We start from the raw sequence: 15,811 nt of genomic DNA on the forward strand, positions 1-15,811 counted from the left end.
GCGGTCAGCCTAGTCGCGCAGCGCGGGGGATCGATAGCCTGTGCGTATCCGATCGCGGCGTCGGATCAGAAGGTCGATCAGCGCGCCGATGGCGATCGCGGCGACGACCGAGACGAGGATCGCGACGACAGGACCACCGGGCAGGATCGCCGCGAAGAGAGCGCCGACGGCAGCCTGATAGGCGGCCCAGCCGGTCGCGGCGACCGCGACCAGGGCGGCGTAGCGGGGGAGAGGGACGCGCGTCGCTCCGGCGACGAGATTCAGGGCGAGGCGGGCGAACGGGATGAACCGCGCGGTGAACAGCACGACGGCGGTTCCCGATTGCAGACGGTCGTGCGCCCAGGTGCGCGCCCTGACCACTCGTGGGGAGCGCATCCACCGCCAGCGTTCGATGCCCGCCCAGCGACCGATGCCGTAGCAGAGCAGGTCGCCGCAGGCGGCGGCCGCGGCAGCCACGGCGATGACCGCCCACAGCGGCGGTGCGGCGGACGAGATCGACAGGGCGCCGATGGCCGTCACGGCGATCTCGCCCGGGACGACGACGAAGAAGGCGTCGCCGAGCACGAGGAGCGCCATGGCGATCAGGGCCCACGGGCCGTGCACGGCATCCAGAACCACGTCGGTGATCACGTCTCGACGATGCGCTCCCGAGATGAACGGAAACCGAATCGGGGACAGCCGGTGAAGGAAAGTCGTGCAACCGGTGAACTCTCGGTTCCGGCGGCTGTCCGCACGCTGCCTCGCCGCATCGGCGGGGCATCCTGGCATCGTGAGAGTCGCGATCGTGACCGAATCCTTCCTGCCGCACATGAACGGGGTGACCGGGTCCGTGCTGCAGATCCTGCGGCACCTCGAGCGCACGGGGAATGTTGCCCACGTGATCGCACCGGATGCCGTCGGCATCCCCACGGACATGCACGGGGCCGCTGTCGAACCCGTGACGAGCATGGCGCTTCCCGGATACCGCAACGTCCGGGTGGGCGCTGCGACCGTTCAGCGCGTGGCCGGGTCGCTCGCGCGGTTCCGTCCGGACGTCGTCCACCTCGCATCACCGTTCGCGCTCGGATGGCGCGGCGTACTGGCAGCGGGCCGCCTCGGCGTGCCCTCCGTCGCGGCCTATCAGACCGACGTGGCCGCCTATACCGAGCGCTACCGGGTCGCCGCGACGACGAGCTTCGCGCAGAACCACATCACGCGCCTGCACCGGCGTGCGACGCTGACCCTCGCTCCCTCCTCCGAGTCGGAGCAGCAGCTGGTCGGACTCGGCGTCGACCGCATCCGCCGCTGGGGCCGCGGTGTCGACGCCGAGCGCTTCCACCCCGGAGCCCGGGACGAGAACTGGCAGCGCCCTGCGGGCGAGGTCGTCGTCGGGTACGTCGGGCGCCTGGCGGCCGAGAAGCAGGTCGAGGATCTGCGGGTGCTGCACGGCCTGCCCGGCGTCCGCCTCGTCATCGTCGGCGAGGGACCTGCCCGTTCGCGCCTCGAGACGCTCATGCCCGGGGCCGTGTTCCTCGGACATCTCGACGGCGACCGCCTCGCCACGGCCATGGCCTCCTTCGACGTGTTCGTCCACCCCGGCGAGAGCGAGACGTTCGGGCAGACCCTGCAGGAGGCGCACGCCAGCGGCGTGCCGATCGTCGCGACCGGTCGGGGCGGGCCGCTCGATCTCGTCCGCATGGGCATCGACGGCTGGCTGTACCGTCCCGGAGACCTCGACGATCTGCGGATGCGGGTCCTGGATCTCGCCGGCGATGCGCGCAAGCGCCGGGCCTTCGGCGTCGCCGGCCGTGCCGCCGTCGAGGGCCGCAGCTGGCAGGCCGTGTGCGATCAGCTGCTGGACCACTTCGACGAGGCGCGAGAGCTCCACGTCGTCGATCGTGCGCTGCGGGCGCCTCGCCCGCGACGTCCTGAGCCGGCCGGGGCTGCACGGAACGGCCGGTGGCAGCGCTACGTCGCCCTGGGCGATTCGCTCACGGAGGGTCTGTGCGACCCGGGCCCGGATGGCGCGCTGCGCGGCTGGGCGGACCGGCTCGCGCTGCTGCTGTCGGCCCGGGGCGGCATCCACTACGCGAATCTCGCCGTGCGCTCCCGGCGTGTGCGCGACGTCCGCGGCGAGCAGCTGACCAGGGCGCGCGAGCTGCGACCCGATCTCGTCTCGATCCTCATCGGCGCGAACGACCTCGTGAAGTCCCATGCCGATGTCCCCGCCCTTGCGGCCGAGGTCGAGGAGACGGTGCGGCAGCTTCGCGCCGACGGCGCCGATGTGCTGCTCGTCACGCCGTTTCTGCCGGGCCGGAGGGCCGCAGCGGTGTTCGCCTCCCGGTTCGCGGCGTTCGCCGCACGACTGGCCGGCATCGCCGAGCGCCACGGCGCCATCCTGCTCGACACCGACCTGCATCCGACTCTCGGCGCCCGCCCGAACTGGGGAGAGGACCTCGTCCACCTCGGCAGCAGGGGGCACCGTTTCCTCGCGTACGTCGCGGGCGACCTGCTCGGGGTGCCGCACGCCGAGACGCTCGGAGCGCTGGATCAGGTGCTGCACGACGCGGATGCCACGACCAGGGCCGTGTGGTGGCGCGAGCACGCCCTGCCCTGGGTGTGGCGGCGCATGCGGGGGCGGGTGGCCGGCGACGGGAGGGTCGCCAAGCACGACGACTACGTCTACATCGGCCGGTCGTCGAGCATGCGAGGCGCTGAAGTGCGGTGACGCCGGTTCATCCCCACCACAGGGACGGCGGGAAGACGATCAAGGCGAGGGCGACGATCGTCGCGACCGTGATGCCCAGCCCCCGGATCGCGATCGTGCGCGGCCGGCAGAGGGACACCGCGACGATGCCGAGCACGAGCGACGCCGCGGCGATGATCGCGACGACGCCGAGCCCGAGGGCGGCGACACCCAGCGCGGCGGCTCCCGGCGTTGCGGCGGAGACAGCGACACCGATCACGGCGGCGAGCAGCGTGGCGACGCCGGTAACGAGCGACGCAGTGCCGAGCCTGCGGTATCGGGACGGTGCGGGCGACGGAGCGGTGAGTGCGGTCATGATTGAAGATACTGCGCGGAGCGGTCGCCGTGCTGTCGGCCATTCGGAGGACACGCGCCCGCATCGCGCCGTGCGTCCGCTGACAGGCGCAGCGGGCGCTGGTACGCTGATACGGAGTGGAATCGGCGAGAAGCTGGTCCCCTGTGGTGGGTTCCTCGGCACATGCCGGGTGGTCTTCTACTGGTGGCCAGCGCAGGCGAGATTCGCGGGAGTGCCCGCGCGCCCGAACTCTGAGGCTCCGCTTCGCGATGAATGAGCTCGCCCGTCACACGGACGGACGAGTCTAAACAAAGAAGGAGAGACCTCTTGGAAGGTCCTGAAATCACTGCCGCCGAGGCCGTTCTCGACAACGGCCGCTTCGGCACCCGCACCGTCCGCTTCGAAACCGGTCGCCTCGCTCAGCAGGCACAGGGTTCGGTTGCGGCTTACCTCGACGGAGAGACGATGATCCTCTCCGCGACCAGCGCCGGCAAGCACCCGCGCGAGGGCTTCGACTTCTTCCCGCTGACCGTCGACGTCGAAGAGCGTTCGTACGCAGCGGGCAAGATTCCCGGTTCGTTCTTCCGTCGCGAGGGCCGTCCCTCGACCGAGGCGATCCTCGTCTGCCGCCTGATCGACCGTCCGCTGCGCCCGTCGTTCGTCGACGGACTGCGCAACGAGGTTCAGATCGTCATCACGGTCCTCTCGATCGCTCCGGGCGAGTACTACGACGCTCTGGCGATCAACGCGGCATCCGCGTCGACCCAGATCTCGGGTCTGCCCTTCTCCGGTCCGATCGCCGGTGTCCGTCTCGCGCTCATCCCCGGCCACGGCGAGAACGCCGACCAGTGGGTCGCGTTCCCGAACCAGGCTCAGGTCGAGGAGGCCGTCTTCGACCTCATGGTCGCCGGCCGCGTGGTCAAGAAGGCCGACGGCTCCGAAGACGTCGCGATCATGATGGTCGAGGCCGAGGCCACCGAGAACAGCTGGAACCTCATCAAGGGCGGCGCCGTCAAGCCGAACGAGGACATCGTCGCCGGTGGTCTCGAGGCCGCAAAGCCGTTCCTGAAGCAGCTCGTCGAGGCGCAGGCCGAGATGGCTTCGCACTCCGCCAAGGAGCCGGGCGTCTACCCGGTCTTCCCGGCGTACGAGCAGGCGACCTACGACTTCATCGCCGCGTCCGCGACCGCGGACCTCGAGAAGGTCTACCAGATCGCCGACAAGATCGAGCGCCAGAAAGCCGATGACGAGGTCAAGGACCGCGTCAAGGCCGAGGTCGCCGCGGCCATCGAGGCAGGCACCCTGCCCGCGTCCGCCGCAGGCGAGGTCTCCGGCGCGTACAAGTCGGTCACCAAGGGCATCGTCCGCGGACGCATCCTCTCCGAGGGCGTGCGCATGGACGGCCGCGGCCTCGCCGACATCCGCCCGCTCGACGCCGAGGTGCAGGTCATCCCGCGCGTGCACGGTTCGGCGATCTTCCAGCGCGGCGAAACCCAGATCATGGGCGTCACCACGCTGAACATGCTCAAGATGGAGCAGCAGATCGACTCGCTCTCTCCCACGACGAGCAAGCGCTACATGCACCACTACAACTTCCCGCCCTACTCGACCGGTGAGACCGGCCGCGTCGGGTCGCCGAAGCGTCGCGAGATCGGGCACGGCTTCCTCGCCGAGCGCGCACTCGTGCCGGTGCTGCCCAGCCGCGAGGAGTTCCCGTACGCGATCCGTCAGGTGTCCGAGGCCCTCGGCTCCAACGGCTCGACGTCGATGGGCTCGGTCTGCGCATCGACCCTGTCACTGCTGAACGCCGGTGTGCCGCTGCGTGCGGCCGTGGCCGGCATCGCGATGGGCCTCGTCTCCGACGAGGTCGACGGCGAGACCCGCTACGCGGCCCTCACCGACATCCTCGGCGCCGAGGACGCCCTCGGCGACATGGACTTCAAGGTCGCGGGCACCAGTGAGTTCATCACGGCGATCCAGCTCGACACGAAGCTCGACGGCATCCCGTCCGACGTCCTCGCGGGCGCTCTGACGCAGGCCAAGGACGCGCGTCTGACGATCCTGAACGTCCTCAACGCCGCGATCGACGCTCCTGACGAGATGGCGCCGACCGCGCCGCGCGTCATCAGCGTGCAGATCCCGGTCGACAAGATCGGCGAGCTGATCGGCCCGAAGGGCAAGACGATCAACGCGATCCAGGACGAGACCGGCGCGCAGATCTCCATCGAGGAGGACGGCACCGTCTACATCGGCGCCGTCGACGGTCCGTCGGCCGAGGCCGCTCGTGCCCAGGTCAACGCGATCGCCAACCCGACCAACCCCGAGGTCGGCGAGCAGTTCCTCGGCACCGTCGTGAAGATCGCCTCGTTCGGCGCCTTCATCTCGCTGCTGCCCGGCAAGGACGGCCTGCTGCACGTCACCGAGGTGCGCAAGCTCGCCGGTGGCAAGCGCGTGGAGAACGTCGACGACGTCCTCTCGGTCGGCCAGAAGCTGCTCGTGAAGATCACCAAGATCGACGACCGCGGCAAGCTGTCGCTCGAGCCCGTGCTCGACGACGCTCCGGCCGAGGCCGCTGAGGCGGAGACCACCGAGGCGTAACACCTCCACACGACGGCCCGGGTTCGGCACTTCATGTGCGGAATCCGGGCCGTCGCGGCGTTGTGCGTGATCGAACCGTTATCGGAAGTTCCGCTCTCGTTACCGTCAATGGACGGCGATGTCGCCGTTCTCGCTTACCCTGTGAGTACGCACTCGGGGAGTGCGCACCCCGGGGGTGGTGAGAATGCGATTGTTCGGCACGGGGACTACTGAGGAGCAGCCCGAGCGCGCCGAGCAGAACGCCGAGCACCCGTCGGCGCCGATCCCCGTCGTCGGTCCCGGTGTCGGAGAGGGCATCCGGGTCGCGCTCGGCGACAGCGGCATCCAGACCTTCCCGCTCATGCTCGGTGCAGCAGAGTTCGGCTGGAACGTCGACCTCGAGACGAGTCATGCGATCCTCGATCGCTATGTCGAGTTCGGCGGCAACGCGGTCCACACGGCCGACGGATTCTCCGGCGGTCGCAGTGAGCACATCATCGGGCAGTGGCTGCGTTCCCGCGGACTGCGCGATCGGACCGTGCTCAGCGTCCGCGTCGGCTCGCACGCCGACAATCCGGGTCTGGGTTCGACGAACCTCGTCCGCGCCGTGGAGGGCTCGCTCACCCGGCTGGGCGTCGAACGCATCGACGTGATCTACCTGGATGCCACACTCGATCGCACGGCCTCCGTGGAGGATGCCCTCGCCACGGTGGAATGGCTGCGCGACGCCGGCAAGGTCGGCACGATCGGCGCGTTCGGGCTCTCACCCGAGCAGCTCGTCGAGGCGCGCATCCTCGCCTCGGCCGGATACCCGCGCATCGAGGTCGTCGATGAGCCGTACAACCTCATCCGCCGCGAGGCCTTCGAAGGAGATCTGCGCCTCGTCGCCGGGGCGCAGGGGCTGGCCGTGACACCGTCCCATGCGCTCGAGCACGGGTTCCTCTCCGGCAGGCACCGCAGCAAAGCCCACGTCTCACGCGGTGTGCGCGGCGAGCAGCTGCGCGGGCATCTCAACCGCCGGGGCACGCGCATCCTCCGTGCCCTCGACCAGGTCGCAGCCGACGTGGGAGCACCCGTGGCGGCGGTGTCGATCGCCTGGCTGCTCGCACGGAGCAGCATCGTCGCGCCGATCGTCAACACGTTCGCCACCGAGCACGTCGACGAGCTCATGCAGGGCGCAGGGATCACCCTGACCCGCGCCCAGGTCGCCGAACTGACCCGCGTCGGCAACTGACCGATGCGCGCGTGGCCCGGCGCTCGAGTCCGGGTTAGGCTGGGAACGCCCCTGTGAAGGCTGGCGACGAAGCGAGCGGGTTGTGACGCACTACATATATCTGGTCAGACATGGTGAACATCAGGATGCCGAGCACGGCGTCGACGACGGACCCCTCTCGCCGCGGGGGCAGCGCCAGGCCGAGTTGATCGCGGACCGGCTCTCCGGTCTCCCTCTGGACGCCGTGTGGCACTCGCCGCTGCTGCGGGCGACCGAGACGGCCCGCGCGATCGCCGAGCGGCTGCCGTCGGTCACCCCGCAACCGTCCGCGCTGCTGTTCGACTGCGTTCCGACCGGCATGAACGAGGACACCCCCGCGGTGTACGAGTCGTTCTTCGGGTCGGTGACCGACGCCGAGATCGAGGCAGGGGGAGCGCAGATGGCGGATGCTGTGAACGAGTTCCTCGTCCGCAAGCAGGGCGACGTGCACGAGGTCCTCATCACGCACAACTTCGTCATCGCGTGGTTCGTGCGCGAGGTGCTCGGCGCGCCCGACTGGCGCTGGATGACGCTGAACCAGGCGCACTGCGGTCTCACGGTCATCGGGCAGAAGCAGGGGCGCCCGTGGACGCTGATCAACCACAACGAGCTGAGCCACCTGCCGATGGAGCTGCGTACCGGCCTGCCGGACGCGATGCCGGTGTGAGCGCAAATAGACTGGGTGCATGACGCTTCAGGTGGCACTCGTCGGCGGCTCGGGCAAGCTCGGCACGATCATCGCGCAGGTGATCGACGAGCTCGACGGCTTCGAGGTGTCGCGCAAGCTCACCTCCGCCAGCGGCCTGGACGAGCTCGACGGCGCGGACCTCGTGGTCGACGCGTCGACCCCGCAGGTCAGCGTCGACGTCGTCCGGGCGGCGGTCGAGCGCGGGATCAACGTGCTCGTCGGCACCTCCGGGTGGTCGGCGGAGCGCATCGCCCTCGTGCGTCCGCTGGTCGAAGAGGCGGGCACCGGTGCGGTGTTCATCCCCAACTTCTCGCTCGGCTCGGTCATCGGGTCGTCGCTGGCCGCTGCGGCCGCGCCGTTGTTCGCATCCGCCGAGATCGTCGAGGCCCACCGCGACACCAAGATCGATTCGCCCAGCGGCACGGCTGTGCGCACTGCGGAGCTCATCGCCGCCGCCAGGGCGGAGCAGGGGCCGGTGAGCGCCCCGCACGCCGATCAGCGCGCGAGAGGGCAGCAGGTCGCGAGCGTCCCCGTGCACTCGCTGCGCCGTCCCGGCGTCGTCGCCCGTCAGGACGTCATCCTCTCGGGCCCTGGCGAATCGCTCACGATCACGCATGACACCGTGGATCCCGCGCAGGCCTATGCCCCCGGCATCCGCCTCGCGGTGCCGTATGCGGCCACCGCGCGCGGGGTCGTCATCGGGCTGGAGAACATGATCGACATCGGCATCCGGCCGCGCGCATGATGGCCAGAGCCGGCGTCATCGTCATCGGACTGTGCCTGGTCCTGTACTTCGTGCTCACGGGGCAGTGGGCCTTCCTGTATCTGACCAGCGGCGACCCCGTGGGGATCGCCATGGGGGCCGCGCTGATCGTCCTTCCGCTGATCGGCGCCTGGGCGCTGGTGCGCGAGGTGCAGTTCGGCGTGCAGGCGGAGCGCCTCGGTTCGAAGCTGGATGCCGAGGGCGGGATGCCCGCGGCCGAGACCGAGCTGAGCCCGAACGGACGCATCGCGAGGGCGGATGCGGAGCCGCTCGTGCAGCGCTACGCGGCTGAAGCAGAGGCGGCATCCGACGACTGGCGCGCCCGGTACCGCCTGGGGGTGGTTCAGGATGCGGCGGGACGTCGCAAGGACGCCCGCGCCAGCATCCGCGAGGCGATCAGGCTCGCGAAGCTCACGAGCTGACGTTCTCCCAGACTTGCGGTTCGCTGGGCCTCAGGCGAGGGTCGCCTCGAGGGTGATGTCGATGCCGGCGAGCGCCTGAGAGACCGGGCATCCCGTCTTCGCTCCCTCGGCGATCTCCTGGAACTGCTCCGCGGTGAGTCCCGGCACCTTCGCGTTGACGTTGAGGTGGCTGCCGGTGATGCCCGTGCCGGGCTTGAAGGTGACCGAGGCGCTGGTGTCGACGCGCTCCGGCGGCGTGCCGTTCTCCGACAGCGCGTGCGCGAGCGCCATGCTGAAGCAGGACGCATGCGCCGCGGCGATGAGCTCCTCGGGCGTCGTCGTCGTGTCTGACCCCTCGCTGCGCGCCTTCCAGTCGATGGGGAACGTGCCGAGGTTCGACGATGAGAACCGGACGGTGCCCGACCCCTCGGCGAGAGAACCGGTCCAGGTCGTTGCTGCTTCGCTGGTGACGGGCATGATTCCTCCAGGGATCGTGACAGGTGTTCCGTCAGCCTATCGAGCAGGGACGATCCGGGGAACCGGGGGGATCAGGCCGCGGCCGACCGCCTGACGAGACCGGCGCGCTGCAGCAGCAGATACAACTGGCAGCCGAGGCAGAATCCGAAGACCGCGTTGAGGAAGGCTGCGATGAATGCGGCCGCAGCCGCGATCGGCAGCGCCCACGGCACACCGAGCAGATGCAGGAGCAGACCGATCGAGACGACGACCAGACCGACGCCCTGGGCGAAGCGCGGAGGTCGCGGGTCCTCGAGCTCGGTCGTCGGCGCCAGTCGTGGTCGGATGACCCGGCGGAACAGCACCGCCCAGGGAGCGCTGCGTGGAAAGGCGGCGCCCCACAGGAACAGGAGTGCGATGACCGCGAGGAGGACGAATCCGGGGTCGAGTGCGCGCTGAGCGAGCGGGAGCGCGGGCAGGAGCCACGTCCCGGCGATGAAGGCGAAGTCGTCGCCGGAGAGCGGCTGATACGCGAACCAGCCGAACGCGGCGTCGAGCCGCCTCGCCGTGGATGCGCCGGCGAGACCGAGCACGACGGCGACGAGAAGCAGCGCGGTGGTGATGGCGGCGGTGAAGTGAGGGCCGCGAGGATCGATTCCGGCAGGCGTGCTCATGGGCGCTCCTGAAGGGTGGTCACGGTGCAGTCTTGGTCACGGCGCGCAGCGCCGAGACGACGGCGGTGCGCTCGGGCACGCCGCTCCAGCGGGACACGACGGCGCCGGTGCGGTCGACGAGGAAGATGGTGGGGGTCTGGAGCACGTGATAGCGCGCGGCCAGGTCGTTGCGGTGGGTGAGGTCGATGTCGAGGTGCGTCACGGCGGGGTCGGCTTCCGCGATCCCGGTGAGCATCCGGCGCACCTGCGGGCACCGGGCGCACAGCGCGGTGCTGAACTGCACGAGTGTCGCGCCGGTCGCGAGGGGAGCGGGGAGATCCTCCGCACGCACCGCGAGCCCGCGTCCTGCGCGCCGCCGTCCGTCTCCGGTGCGCAGCACGAGCCCGAGCACGGTGGCCACGACGAGCAGGGCGGCGGCGACGGCTATCGCGGTGGACACGGGCATGTTCCGAGCGTACGTCCGGTCTCGGCCGCGCAGGACGGATGTGACGGTGCGTGACGGGCCCGGTCGTCGGAGCGTCGCGGTAGTCTGGCTGGCATGAGCGATGCCGTTCCCACGCCGTACGAAGACCTGCTCCGCGACGTGCTGGATCATGGCACGCACAAGGACGACCGGACCGGGACGGGGACGACCAGCGTGTTCGGCCGGCAGATCCGGTTCGACCTCTCGCAGGGCTTCCCGCTGATCACGACCAAGCGCGTCCACTTCAAGTCGATCGCCTACGAGCTGCTCTGGTTCCTGCGCGGTGACTCGAACGTGGCCTGGCTGCAGGAGAACGGCGTCACCATCTGGGACGAGTGGGCGGATGCCGACGGCGATCTCGGCCCCGTGTACGGCGTGCAGTGGCGGTCGTGGCCGACGCCCGACGGCGGCACGGTCGACCAGCTCGCCCAGGTGATCGAGCAGATCAGGGCGACGCCGGACTCCCGTCGCATCATCGTCTCAGCCTGGAACCCGGCCGACATCCCCGACATGGCGCTGGCCCCGTGCCACGCACTGTTCCAGTTCTACGTCGCCGACGGACGGCTCTCCTGCCAGCTCTACCAGCGCAGCGCCGACATGTTCCTCGGCGTCCCGTTCAACATCGCCAGCTACGCACTGCTGACGATGATGATCGCGCAGCAGACCGGCCTCGAGCCCGGCGACTTCGTCTGGACGGGCGGCGACTGCCACGTGTACGACAACCACGTCGAGCAGGTGCGCGAACAGCTGAGCCGCGATGCGTACCCCTACCCGACGCTGCGCTTCGCCAGGAAGCCGGAGTCCATCTTCGACTACGCGTACGACGACTTCGTCGTCGAGGACTATCAGCACCACCCGGCGATCCGTGCGGCGGTGGCGGTGTGAGTGACTCCGTCTCCGCTGGTCCCATGGTCGGCCTGATCTGGGCCGAGGCGCGCGGCGGCGTGATCGGCGCGGAGGGCGGCATGCCCTGGCACGTGCCCGAAGACCTGGCGCACTTCAAGGAGATCACCTTGACCGCACCCGTCGTGATGGGGCGCAAGACCTGGGATTCGCTGCCCGAGCGCTTCCGGCCTCTGCCGGGGCGGGAGAACATCGTCATCACGCGTCAGCAGGACTGGAGCGCCGACGGCGCACGCCGCGCGGCGGATCTGCCCAGCGCCGTGCGGGGTCTGGAACGCGTGTGGATCATCGGCGGCGCCGAGATCTTCGCGCAGGTGATCGGCGACGCCGACCGTCTCGAGGTGACCGAGCTCGACCTCGAGGTCGCCGGTGACGCCTACGCCCCTTCCAAGCAGGGCTGGCGCCTCGTCGACGAGGGGGAGTGGCAGACGTCCCGCACCGGCATCCGCTACCGCTTCCTCGGATACGAGCGCTGATGCCCACCGCTGTCATCACCGGCGCGAGCGCCGGGCTCGGCGAGGAGTTCGCCCGCCAGCTCGCCGGTCGCGGCGCCGACCTGGTCCTCGTCGCGCGCTCAGCAGCGCCGCTCGAGCGCCTGGCGGCAGAGCTGCGCGACGAGCACGGCGTGGCGGTCGACGTGATCACCGCCGACCTGGTCGTCGCAGACGATCTGCAGCGGATCGTCGACAGAATCGCCGACCCGGAGCATCCGATCGACCTGCTCGTCAACAATGCGGGCTTCGGCCTGCCCCTGCACTTCGCCGACAACGACATCGACGACGAGGTGAGGCACCTGCGCATCCACGTCGAGGCGCCCATGCGGCTCATGCACGCGGCACTGCGCAGCATGCGCGGTCGGGGCGGGCGGATCATCAACGTCGCATCCGTCGCCGGATTCATCTCGCGCTCGACGTACTCGGCGTGCAAGCAGTGGCTGATCAGCTTCAGCCGGTGGGCGAACGCCGAGTACGCCGCAGACGGCGTGACCGTCACCGCCCTCTGCCCCGGATTCACGCACACGACCTTCCACGAGCGGATGGGCCTCGCCCCCGGGCACGAGGGGATCCCCGCGATCGGCTGGCTGAACGCGCCGGACGTCGTTCGCGAAGGCCTGCGGGATGCCGCACGCGGCAAGGCCGTGTCGGTCCCGTCGCTGCGCTACAAGGTCGTCGTCGCGCTCACGAAGGTGCTCCCGGCACCCCTGACGGCACGCGCCGCCCGTCGCGGCCGCGTCTGAGGGCGAGCGCTCAGCGGAACCGTGCGAGGTGGATGCCCGCATAGGCGAGTGCGGCCACCGTCTCGCCGTCCGAGATGCGTCCGTCGGCGACCATCTCGAGCACCTCGGGGAACGGCACCCACGCGAGGTCGACGATGCCCTCCTCCTCCTGCGCCGACCCGGATGCCGCGGAGCTCAGGCCGCGGGCGAGGAAGACGTGCTCCGGGGCGACCGTGACGCCGTTCAGGGCGTTCATCGAACCGATCGGCGTCCACTGATCGGCCTGCAGACCGGTCTCCTCGAGAAGTTCGCGTCGGGCGGCGGTCAGCGGTGCCTCGCCGTCGGTTCCGCCCGCCGGCACCTCGATCGATCGCCCCACGGTGTACCGGTGGACGGTGACCAGGCACACGCGGTCCTCGTCATCCACGGCGACGACGAACACCGCGGCGTTGCGCAGCGTGACGACGCCGTAGATGCCCTCGCCGGACGGGCCGTCGACGACGTCCTCGCGGACCGAGATCCACGGGTTCTCGTACACGACGCGGGATGCGCGGGTCTGCCAGGTCATGCCGCTGAGCCTATCCGGCGCGGTCACGACAGGCCGAAACCGATACGCTGGGATCATGACGCACTCGGGCAACCCCTTCGGACAGGTTCTCGTCGCGCTCGTCACTCCGATGACGGCCGACGGCGAAGTCGACTGGGACGCCACTGAGAAGCACATGGACGACGTCATCGCGGGCGGTGCCGACGGCATCGTCGTGACCGGGACCACGGGTGAGACGTCGACCCTCACCGACGCCGAGAAGCTCAAGCTGGTCGAGGTCGGGCGGTCGGTCTCGGCCGGTCGCGCGAAGATCATCACCGGCGGCGGTTCGAACGAGACCGCGCACGCGATCGAGCTCTACAAGGCCAGTGAGAAGGCCGGAGCAGACGGCATCATGATCGTCACGCCCTACTACAACAAGCCGACCCAGGCCGGCATCCTGACGCACTTCCGCCTGGTCGCCGATGCGACCGATCTGCCGGTGATCCTGTACGACATCCCTGGCCGCACCGGCGTCCCGATCAAGTATGAGACGATCCTGCGTCTGGCCAAGCACCCGAACATCCTCGCGGTGAAGGACGCCAAGGGCGATTTCAGCGAGGTCAGCCGCGTGCTGAACCAGACCGACCTGATGTACTTCTCCGGCGACGACGCCAATGTGCTCCCGCACCTCTCGATCGGTGCATCCGGTCTGATCGGTGTGACGGCGAACATCACCTCGGCGCCGTACCGGACGATCGTCGACGCCGTGAACCGCGGCGACTTGGCCACGGCGACGGCCGAGCACAAGCGCCTCGAGCCGCTCGTGCGCGCCACGATGACGCACGTGCCGGGCACGGTGTCGGCGAAGTACATCCTGCACGGCCTCGGCCGCATCTCCAGCCCCCGCGTCCGCCTGCCCCTGGTCGGGCCGGAGGAGTGGGAGGCCGCACTCATCGAGGACGAGCTCGACCTGGTGAAGGACGTGCCCGGAGCCGATTTCTCGAACTTCCGCCCTGACCGCAATGCGGCCGCCGGCGGAGCACTGCCGAAGGTGCACGGCACAACCCGCTGACGCCATGCGCACAAACGACGGGCGCAGAGCGCGCCCACAGCAATACGGGCACGAATCGTGACCGACTGAGGAGACATCAATGTCCATTCCCATCGCCGCCCCGGAACAGCTCGCGGAGGGAACACTCCGCATCATCCCGCTCGGCGGCCTCGGCGAGGTCGGCCGGAACATGACCACCTTCGAGTTCGACGGCAAGATCCTCATCGTCGACTGCGGCGTGCTCTTCCCCGAGGACCACCAGCCGGGCGTCGACCTGATCCTGCCCGACTTCGAGCCGATCAAGGACCGTCTCGACGACATCGTCGGCGTCGTGCTCACGCACGGCCACGAGGACCACATCGGCGCCGTGCCGTACCTGCTGCGGCTCAAGGGCGACATTCCCCTGATCGGATCCGGGCTCACCCTCGCGCTCGTCGAGGCGAAGCTCAAGGAGCACCGCATCAAGCCCTTCACCCTCACGGTGAAGGAGGGGCAGCAGGAGAAGGTCGGGCCGTTCGACCTCGAATTCGTCGCCGTGAACCACTCGATCCCCGATGCCCTGGCGGTCGCGATCCGCACGCCCGCGGGTCTCGTCCTGGCCACGGGCGACTTCAAGATGGACCAGCTGCCGCTGGACGGCCGCATCACCGACCTCCGGGCGTTCTCGCGTCTCGGCGAGGAAGGCGTCGACCTGTTCCTCGTCGACTCCACGAACGCCGACGTCCCCGGTTTCACGCCCACCGAGCGCTCAATCGGACCCGTGCTCGATCAGGTGATCGCGAAGGCGCAGCGCCGCGTGATCGTCGCGAGCTTCTCGAGCCATGTGCACCGTGTTCAGCAGGTGCTGGACGCGGCGCACGCGAACGGCCGCCGGGTCGCGCTGCTCGGACGCAGCATGGTCCGCAACATGGGCATCGCCGCAGACCTCGGCTACCTCAAGGTGCCCGAGAACGTGCTCATCGACTACAAGAAGGCCAAGGACCTCCCCGACGACCGGATCGTCTACATGTCGACCGGATCGCAGGGCGAGCCGATGGCGGTGCTCAGCCGCATGGCGAACCTCGACCACGCCATCGAGCCGGGTGAGGGCGACACCGTCATCCTCGCCTCGAGCCTCATCCCGGGCAACGAGAACGCCGTCTACCGCGTGATCGACGGCCTGACCAAGCTCGGCGCGAACGTCGTGCACAAGGCGAACGCTCGCGTGCACGTCTCCGGACACGCGGCTGCCGGTGAGCTGCTGTACTGCTACAACATCCTCAAGCCCAAGAACGTGCTCCCGGTGCACGGCGAGTACCGTCACCTCATGGCGAACGCCAAGCTCGCGCAGAAGACCGGCGTCCCGGTCGAGAACACGTTCCTGGCCTCCAACGGAACGATCATCGACCTCAAGGACGGTGAGGCGCGCGTCGCCGGCCAGCACGACATCGGTTTCGTCTACGTGGACGGCTCGACGGTGGGCGAGATCACGGATGCCGATCTCAAGGACCGCCGCATCCTCGGCGAGGAGGGGTTCGTGTCGATCATCGTCGTCGTGGACGCGACCACCGGCCGCATCATCTCCGGCCCCGAGATCCACGCCCGCGGCATCGCCGAGGACGACGCGGTCTTCGAGGACGTCGTCCCGAAGATCGTCGCGGCGCTCAAGGAGGCCGCGGGCAACGGCGTGCGCGACACGCACGCGCTGTCGCAGGTCGTGCGCCGAACGATCGGGCGCTGGGTGAACCAGAAGCTGCGTCGCCGGCCCATGATCGTGCCGCTGGTCATCGAAGCCTGAATCGGCGGAAAGCCGCGTCATTACGCGGCGTCGTCGGTGGC

17 protein-coding genes are annotated in these 15,811 nt (G+C 69.5%); 11 read left to right on the forward strand and 6 right to left on the reverse strand.

From position 1 onward, the window contains the following. Positions 1-9: 9 nt before the first annotated feature. Positions 10-630 carry a DedA family protein gene (locus tag HWX58_RS05895; RefSeq protein ID WP_250646117.1) on the reverse strand — a complete coding sequence of 207 codons (621 nt, stop codon included), beginning with the start codon at positions 628-630 and terminating at the stop codon, positions 10-12. A 154-nt stretch (positions 631-784) separates the two neighbouring features. Here HWX58_RS05895 and HWX58_RS05900 point away from each other — a divergent pair, with 154 nt between their 5' ends. Beyond that, on the forward strand, positions 785-2,707 hold the full coding sequence (locus HWX58_RS05900) for a GDSL-type esterase/lipase family protein (protein ID WP_250646118.1): 1,923 nt from the start codon (positions 785-787) through the stop codon (positions 2,705-2,707). A gap of 7 nt (positions 2,708-2,714) precedes the next feature. Here HWX58_RS05900 and HWX58_RS05905 read toward each other — a convergent pair whose 3' ends face one another. Then, positions 2,715-3,041, reverse strand: coding sequence for a hypothetical protein (locus HWX58_RS05905; RefSeq protein ID WP_175986071.1), 327 nt, complete (start codon positions 3,039-3,041; stop codon positions 2,715-2,717). A 306-nt stretch (positions 3,042-3,347) separates the two neighbouring features. On the opposite strand from HWX58_RS05905, the gene HWX58_RS05910 reads away from it, so the two are divergent. From HWX58_RS05910 to HWX58_RS05930, 5 genes are all read left to right on the forward strand, one after another. Next, positions 3,348-5,618 carry a polyribonucleotide nucleotidyltransferase gene (locus tag HWX58_RS05910; protein ID WP_175986072.1) on the forward strand — a complete coding sequence of 757 codons (2,271 nt, stop codon included), beginning with the start codon at positions 3,348-3,350 and terminating at the stop codon, positions 5,616-5,618. A 184-nt stretch (positions 5,619-5,802) separates the two neighbouring features. After that, a complete protein-coding gene (locus HWX58_RS05915; RefSeq protein ID WP_175986073.1) occupies positions 5,803-6,831 on the forward strand; it encodes an aldo/keto reductase in 1,029 nt (342 codons plus the stop codon). An 82-nt stretch (positions 6,832-6,913) separates the two neighbouring features. Continuing rightward, on the forward strand, positions 6,914-7,516 hold the full coding sequence (locus HWX58_RS05920) for a histidine phosphatase family protein (protein WP_175986074.1): 603 nt from the start codon (positions 6,914-6,916) through the stop codon (positions 7,514-7,516). Positions 7,517-7,535: 19 nt separating this feature from the next. Beyond that, positions 7,536-8,282 (forward strand): 4-hydroxy-tetrahydrodipicolinate reductase, encoded by a 747-nt coding sequence (gene dapB / locus HWX58_RS05925; protein ID WP_175986075.1) that lies wholly within the window; start codon positions 7,536-7,538, stop codon positions 8,280-8,282. After that, positions 8,279-8,722, forward strand: coding sequence for a hypothetical protein (locus tag HWX58_RS05930; RefSeq protein ID WP_175986076.1), 444 nt, complete (start codon positions 8,279-8,281; stop codon positions 8,720-8,722). The genes dapB and HWX58_RS05930 overlap by 4 nt, the downstream gene beginning before the upstream one ends. 30 nt (positions 8,723-8,752) lie before the next feature. Here the strand turns inward: HWX58_RS05930 and HWX58_RS05935 are convergent, their stop codons facing one another. The 3 genes from HWX58_RS05935 to HWX58_RS05945 form a co-directional block, all read right to left on the reverse strand. Then, on the reverse strand, positions 8,753-9,178 hold the full coding sequence (locus HWX58_RS05935; protein ID WP_175986077.1) for an OsmC family peroxiredoxin: 426 nt from the start codon (positions 9,176-9,178) through the stop codon (positions 8,753-8,755). Positions 9,179-9,249: 71 nt separating this feature from the next. After that, positions 9,250-9,831, reverse strand: coding sequence for a DUF4395 domain-containing protein (locus tag HWX58_RS05940; protein ID WP_175986078.1), 582 nt, complete (start codon positions 9,829-9,831; stop codon positions 9,250-9,252). A 19-nt stretch (positions 9,832-9,850) separates the two neighbouring features. Further along, positions 9,851-10,276 (reverse strand): thioredoxin family protein, encoded by a 426-nt coding sequence (locus HWX58_RS05945; protein WP_175986079.1) that lies wholly within the window; start codon positions 10,274-10,276, stop codon positions 9,851-9,853. Between the two features lie 93 nt (positions 10,277-10,369). Here HWX58_RS05945 and HWX58_RS05950 point away from each other — a divergent pair, with 93 nt between their 5' ends. Genes HWX58_RS05950 through HWX58_RS05960 form a run of 3 tightly spaced genes read left to right on the forward strand, consistent with a single transcriptional unit; the run spans position 10,370 to position 12,434 of the window. After that, positions 10,370-11,179 carry a thymidylate synthase gene (locus HWX58_RS05950; RefSeq protein ID WP_175986080.1) on the forward strand — a complete coding sequence of 270 codons (810 nt, stop codon included), beginning with the start codon at positions 10,370-10,372 and terminating at the stop codon, positions 11,177-11,179. A 23-nt stretch (positions 11,180-11,202) separates the two neighbouring features. Continuing rightward, complete coding sequence (locus HWX58_RS05955; RefSeq protein WP_175986081.1) at positions 11,203-11,673, forward strand: dihydrofolate reductase; 471 nt, start codon at positions 11,203-11,205, stop codon at positions 11,671-11,673. Further along, entirely contained in the window at positions 11,673-12,434 is a 762-nt protein-coding gene (locus HWX58_RS05960; RefSeq protein ID WP_175986082.1) for an SDR family NAD(P)-dependent oxidoreductase, read from the forward strand. The genes HWX58_RS05955 and HWX58_RS05960 overlap by 1 nt, the downstream gene beginning before the upstream one ends. Positions 12,435-12,444: 10 nt before the next feature. Here HWX58_RS05960 and HWX58_RS05965 read toward each other — a convergent pair whose 3' ends face one another. Next, complete coding sequence (locus tag HWX58_RS05965) at positions 12,445-12,981, reverse strand: NUDIX domain-containing protein (RefSeq protein ID WP_175986083.1); 537 nt, start codon at positions 12,979-12,981, stop codon at positions 12,445-12,447. Between the two features lie 55 nt (positions 12,982-13,036). Here HWX58_RS05965 and dapA point away from each other — a divergent pair, with 55 nt between their 5' ends. Together dapA and HWX58_RS05975 are read left to right on the forward strand one after the other, a co-directional pair. Next, entirely contained in the window at positions 13,037-14,014 is a 978-nt protein-coding gene (gene dapA / locus HWX58_RS05970) for a 4-hydroxy-tetrahydrodipicolinate synthase (protein ID WP_175986084.1), read from the forward strand. A gap of 79 nt (positions 14,015-14,093) precedes the next feature. After that, positions 14,094-15,770, forward strand: coding sequence for a ribonuclease J (locus HWX58_RS05975; protein ID WP_175986085.1), 1,677 nt, complete (start codon positions 14,094-14,096; stop codon positions 15,768-15,770). Positions 15,771-15,811 lie beyond the last annotated feature (41 nt).

This window comes from Microbacterium tenebrionis (assembly GCF_903645325.1).
GTDB lineage: Bacteria > Actinomycetota > Actinomycetes > Actinomycetales > Microbacteriaceae > Microbacterium > Microbacterium tenebrionis.